Source organism: Candidatus Protofrankia californiensis (assembly GCF_900634765.1).
Classification (GTDB): Bacteria; Actinomycetota; Actinomycetes; order Frankiales; family Frankiaceae; genus Protofrankia; species Protofrankia californiensis.
Genome location: NZ_CAAAFT010000251.1, coordinates 19,501 through 25,027, shown reverse-complemented (window position 1 = coordinate 25,027; position 5,527 = coordinate 19,501). Strand labels below are relative to the sequence as shown.

Sequence of the window (5,527 nt, the reverse complement as noted above, 5' to 3'; positions counted from 1 at the left end):
GGTGGGGGCGAAAAACACAGTGTACAAACAACAGGCGGATGCTCTCCGCCCGGCGAATTGACGCCGATGGCGGTTGGGTCCTAGCGTCCTTGGACAGTGGGACCCGGGGCGGACGAGTAGATAACGTCTGCACACGGGGAAGGTGCGGACGGCGCCAAAGACCGTCCCGGGTCCCACTCATTCATCTGCCGTTTGCAACTGTCAACCGACCGCCGAGCACGCACGCGGCGACGATCATCCGTTCGACGTCGATCCTCATCAGGCTCGCGGTGTCGGCGTCCGCCGCGACCGCGCGGATGCCCCCGCCGGCCGGGTGCCGGCGACCACCCGGTCGACCAGGATGAGCATCATCACCGCCATCCCGACGATGACCAGGGTCTGAGGCGATGCGGGGGCGCACCTGGCGGCGCAGCGGCCGGTGCCTGCGGCGAGCGAACGGGTGCCCCGCGCGGGGCACCCGTCATGGCTCAGGGCTCGATTCAGGGTTTGATCAGTGCCGCGGTGGTCCCGAGCACGTTCCGCCGGCCACCGCGGACCTGGTAGACGTACACGGTGGAGCCGGTGACGTCACCGGTCGGGGAAAAGACGATCCGCTTGGTGACGCCTTCGAAGTCAACCGATGCGAACGCCTGTGCCACCGCCTCCCGGCTGGCCTCCGGCCCGAGTTTGCGCAGAACCTCGATAACCGCGTTCGTCGCGTCGTACGCCTCGCCGGAATAGGTCCCCGGCTGTGCGCCGTTGTTGACCCGCTTGTAGTCCGCGACGAATCCGGCGGCCCGCGGGTCGCTGTTGGGGTCGCCACACGGACAGGTCAGGTACGCGCCCTCGGCATTCGCCGCACCCGCCTGGGCGATGAACTGGTCGTCGTTCGACCCGTCGCCACTCATGAGGGTTCCGGTGAACCCCTTGGCGCGCAACGCCTTGGCCAGCAGCGCAAATTCCTGATAATAGCCGGAGTAGAACACCGTGTCCGGTTTCTCGGATATTATTTTCGTCGCCTCGGAAGTGTAGTCCTTTGTGGGGTTGACGGCGTCATGCGTGACATTCACCCTCTGCGTCCGCAACTCCTTCTCGAGTACCCCGGACAGGCCTGTGCCGTATTCGCTCTTGTCGTCCAGGGAGAACACCTTCCGGGATTTGAGCGCCTTCGCGACATAGTCGGCGGCGGCGGTACCCTGCACGGTGTCGGGGGCGATCACACGATAGAAACTGACAAAACCGAGCTCGGTGAGCTGCGGGTTCGTCGCCGACGGACTCACCGACAGCAGGCTGGCCTGGCTGTAGAGCGGTTCACTGGCCTTGGCGGCGTCTGAGAAGACCGGCCCGACCACACCTATGACGTCCGGATCGTCGATGAGTTTCTGGGCTGCGGTGGGACCCTGTTCCGCGCTGCCCTGGTCGTCGGCCTCCACCAGCCGGAGGGTGAACGGGAGGCGCCCGCTTCTGTTGGCGCGGTCGACCGCCGTTCGGGCGCCGTTGACCGCGTTGACGCCGAGCTGCTGGCCGTCACCTGACAGCGGCCCCTGGAAGCCGATGACGTACTCCGTACCCCGGCCGCTGGATGTCCCTCCCCCGCATGCGCCGGCGGTCAGCGCTACCGCGAGCAGTCCGGCGGCGGCAACCGTCGTCGTTCGCCTGGCCATGCCGTTTCCCTTCACCCGTTCCGGTGGGGCGTTACGGGCAGTTCCCGGCAGAGCCCGGCACAGCACGCAGCATCCGCTCCCCGGCGCCGAAGGGCGCCGCGTCCGCTCGGCTGTGTCCGGGACAGTCCGCGCCGTGAGCTGTCCCGTATGGAGCGCAACCGCGGATCCCGCCTGCCGTACCTGCCCCGCCCGGCCCGCTTGCCGAACTGTCTGCAACATAACCGCTACAGCTCGCGTCCGAAAACTTGACGTACGCGCGTCATAACAATTCGCAACCGGATGCGAACACTCCCCGCCGGAGCAAGCGGAAAGGGGACGAGCACGACCGACCGGCTCCATCCACAGCTCCGGCTCCGGCTCCGACGACCCGGTTCGACCGCCCGGTCCGGGGTGGGGTGGCAAAAAACGACAGGAAACTTGTACATCCGATAGACGGATGTCAAAATATCTTTTGTTCGCGACGGCGAGGCTCTCAGCTGCCGACGAACACCGGGAGGACACTGAACCGGCGCGGGATCGGCGGCCAGGACCGATGCGACGCGCAACGGCCCACCGGGCCAGGACAAGGAGAACCGAACATGAGTGGGATCCACCGGGTCGGGGTTGTGGGTGCCGGGCTGATGGGGTCGGGTATCGCCGAGGTCAGTGCGCGGGCAGGATTGGACGTCCTGGTAACCGAGGCGAATCAGCTCGCGCTTGAGGCGGGCCGGCAGCGGATCGAGAAGTCGTTCGAGCGGGCGGTTCGGGGCGGGAAACTGACCGCGGATGATCGCGATGCGGCGTTGGGCAGGCTACGTTACACCACTGACCTGGACGAGTTCGCCGACCGGGATCTGACAGTCGAGGCCGTCGCGGAGAACGAGCAGGTCAAGCTGGAGGTGTTCGCGGCACTGGACAAGGTGGTGTCCTCACCCGATGCGATCCTGGCGTCGAACACCTCGTCGATTCCGATCATGAAGCTGGGTATGGCCACAGCACGGCCCGCACATGTGGTGGGCATCCATTTCTTCAACCCGGTACCGGTGTTGAAGCTGGTGGAGTTGATCCCGTCGTTGTTGACCGCTGAGGAGACCATAGCGGTCGCCACGGCCTTCGCCGGTGAGGCGCTGGGCAAAACGGTGATCCGTTCGCAGGACAGAGCGGGCTTCGTGGTCAACGCACTGTTGATCCCATATATACTGTCAGCAATCCGGATGATGGAGTCGGGTTTCGCGTCGGTGGAGGACATCGACGACGGCATGGTGCACGGGTGCTCACATCCGATGGGACCACTGCGGCTCGCCGATCTGATCGGGCTGGACACCGTGAAGGCGGTGGCGGACTCGATGTACGAGGAGTTCAAGGAACCGCTTTACACCGCTCCGCCACTACTGTTGCGGATGGTTGACGCGGGACTGCTGGGCAAGAAGTCCTACCGCGGCTTCTACGACTATCAGAGTTGATCTTCTCGGGAAGGATCGGGGATGAGCCAGGGCTTCGGGCTTTACCGGCTCGGTGAAGAGCACGACGCGCTGCGTGCGGCTGTACGCGCGCTGGCAGAGAAGGAGATCGCGCCGTACGCGGCGGAGGTGGATGAAGCCGAGCGGTATCCGACGCAGGCCCAGGATGCCCTGGTGAAGGCGGATTTCCACGCGGTGCACATCCCGGAGTCCTACGGCGGTCAGGGCGCGGACGCGGTGTCGGCATGCATCGTGATCGAAGAGGTCGCGCGGGTGTGCGCCTCCTCGTCGTTGATCCCCGCGGTGAACAAGCTGGGCACACAACCTATCATCCTGTCCGCCGGCGAGGAGTTGAAGAACACGGTACTGCCCGACATCGCGGGCGGCGCCTTGATCTCGTACGCGCTGTCCGAGCGGGAGGCGGGTTCGGATACCGCGTCGATGCGCACCCGCGCCCGGCTGGACGGGGATCACTGGGTGCTCAACGGTACGAAGACCTGGATCACCAACGCCGGGGAGTCGACCTGGTACACGGTGATGGCGGTGAGCGACCCGAAGGCGGAAAAGCCCTCGCGGGGCATTTCGGCGTTCGCGGTGCACCGGGACGACCCGGGTTTCTCGGTGGGGAACAAGGAGCGGAAGCTGGGGATCAAAGGGTCACCGACCCGGGAGATCCACTTCGAGGAGTGCACGATCCCGGCAAATCGGATCATCGGCGACCCCGGAACCGGCTTGAAGACGGCGTTGGCCACGCTGGACCACACCCGTCCGACGATCGCGGTGCAGGCACTGGGAATCGCGCAGGGTGCACTGGACGCAACAGTGGACTACGTGCGGGAACGCAGGCAGTTCGGGCAGCGCATCGGAGATTTCCAGGGTGTGCAGTTCATGCTGGCCGAGATGGCGATGAAGATCGAAGCTGCGCGGCACCTGGTATACGCCTCGGCGGCGACCAGCGAGCGGGGTGAGCCGGAGGCGGGGTTCCGTGCCGCGGCGGCCAAGACGTACGCCTCGGACGTGGCGATGTCGGTGACCACCGATGCGGTGCAGCTGTTCGGAGGGGCAGGCTACACCCGGGACTTCCCGGTGGAGCGGATGATGCGCGACGCCAAGATCACCCAGATTTACGAGGGCACCAACCAGATCCTGCGCATGGTCATGGCCCGCCACCTGCTCAGGAGCTGACGCAAACCGCGCTGACGCAAACCGCGGGGGCGACCGACCTGGGGGGCGAAGGCTGGTGTGGGCTCCTCCCGGAGTCCGCACCAGCCGGTGGTGTGCCTTCTTCCGGCCCTGACCGCTTCCGACTCTGACCGGTCTTCCAGCTCTAGTCGATGATCGCGCGTAGCTGTTCGACGGCATGCACACGCTCGGCGTGTGTGGCCGCCAGTGGTGTCACGTGCAGGGTCGTGACACCGGCCGCCGCAAAGGCGGCAACCCGCTCCTTGATGTACCCGGGCGGACCCACCAGCGAGGTGTCCCGGACCAGGTCGTCCGGGACGGCTGCCGCCGCCTGCTCCTTGTGCCCGGCAAGGTACAGATCCTGGATGACTTCAGCAGCCTGCTCGTACCCGTACCGGCGGGCCAGGTCGTTGTAGAAGTTCTTGCCCTTCGCGCCCATGCCGCCGATGTAGAGGGCCAACTGGGCGCGGTAGGGCTGCAGGAGCGCGGTGTTGTCCTCGATGCCCTCGCCGATGGCGAGGGGCACGCTGGCCGTGATGTCCAGCGGGCCGAGCTGGGGGTCGCGCTTGGCGTAACCCTCCTGCAGAGCGCTTTCCCATGCGTCGGCGACCTTGTCCGGATGGAAGAACAGCGGCAGCCATCCTTCCGCGATCTCGGCAGCCAGCGCGACGTTACGCGGGCCGATCGCGGCCAGGATGATCGGGATCCGGGGCCGTACCGGACGATTTATGATCTTCAGTGGCTTACCGAGACCGCTGCCCTGGCCCTCCGGAAGCGGGATCTGGTAATACCTGCCCTGATGCACGACCGGTTCCCGCCGCCACACCTGGCGACAGATCTCCACCACCTCGCGGGTGCGGGCCAGCGGCGCGTCATAGACGACACCGTGAAAGCCCTCGATCACCTGCGGCCCGGAAGCGCCCAGACCCAGCCAGAACCGGCCGCCGGAGACGAAGTCCAGGCCCGCGGCGGTCATCGCGGTCAGCGTCGGCGTACGGGTGTACAACTGCAGGATGCCGGAAGTGATCTCCAACCGGCTGGTCCGCGCCGCGATGAAGCCGAGCTGGCTGACCGCGTCAAAAGTGTATACCTCGGGGACCGCAACAATGTCGAGCCCGACCTTCTCGAAATCTTCCAGCTCGGCGACGGTCTCCGCGAAGCCGCCACTGTAGCTCACAGTCATTCCGATCCGCATCGATCTCCCCGATTCCGCTCACAACAACAGTCATGACTGACTGCAACAATAGCGCCGGCGGACCGGCC

At 65.9% G+C, this 5,527-nt stretch carries 4 protein-coding genes; 2 read left to right on the top strand and 2 right to left on the bottom strand.

Features of this window, described 5'->3' with window-relative positions; genetic code table 11:
- Positions 1–479 precede the first annotated feature (479 nt).
- Complete coding sequence (locus DD1DGNOD_RS13540) at positions 480–1,643, bottom strand: branched-chain amino acid ABC transporter substrate-binding protein (protein WP_131770293.1); 1,164 nt, start codon at positions 1,641–1,643, stop codon at positions 480–482.
- Positions 1,644–2,221: 578 nt separating this feature from the next.
- On the opposite strand from DD1DGNOD_RS13540, the gene DD1DGNOD_RS13535 reads away from it, so the two are divergent.
- Together DD1DGNOD_RS13535 and DD1DGNOD_RS13530 are read left to right on the top strand one after the other, a co-directional pair.
- On the top strand, positions 2,222–3,085 hold the full coding sequence (locus DD1DGNOD_RS13535; protein ID WP_131770292.1) for a 3-hydroxybutyryl-CoA dehydrogenase: 864 nt from the start codon (positions 2,222–2,224) through the stop codon (positions 3,083–3,085).
- A gap of 21 nt (positions 3,086–3,106) precedes the next feature.
- Positions 3,107–4,267 carry an acyl-CoA dehydrogenase family protein gene (locus DD1DGNOD_RS13530; RefSeq protein WP_131766764.1) on the top strand — a complete coding sequence of 387 codons (1,161 nt, stop codon included), beginning with the start codon at positions 3,107–3,109 and terminating at the stop codon, positions 4,265–4,267.
- A gap of 142 nt (positions 4,268–4,409) precedes the next feature.
- Here the strand turns inward: DD1DGNOD_RS13530 and DD1DGNOD_RS13525 are convergent, their stop codons facing one another.
- A complete protein-coding gene (locus tag DD1DGNOD_RS13525; RefSeq protein WP_131766763.1) occupies positions 4,410–5,459 on the bottom strand; it encodes an LLM class F420-dependent oxidoreductase in 1,050 nt (349 codons plus the stop codon).
- Positions 5,460–5,527 lie beyond the last annotated feature (68 nt).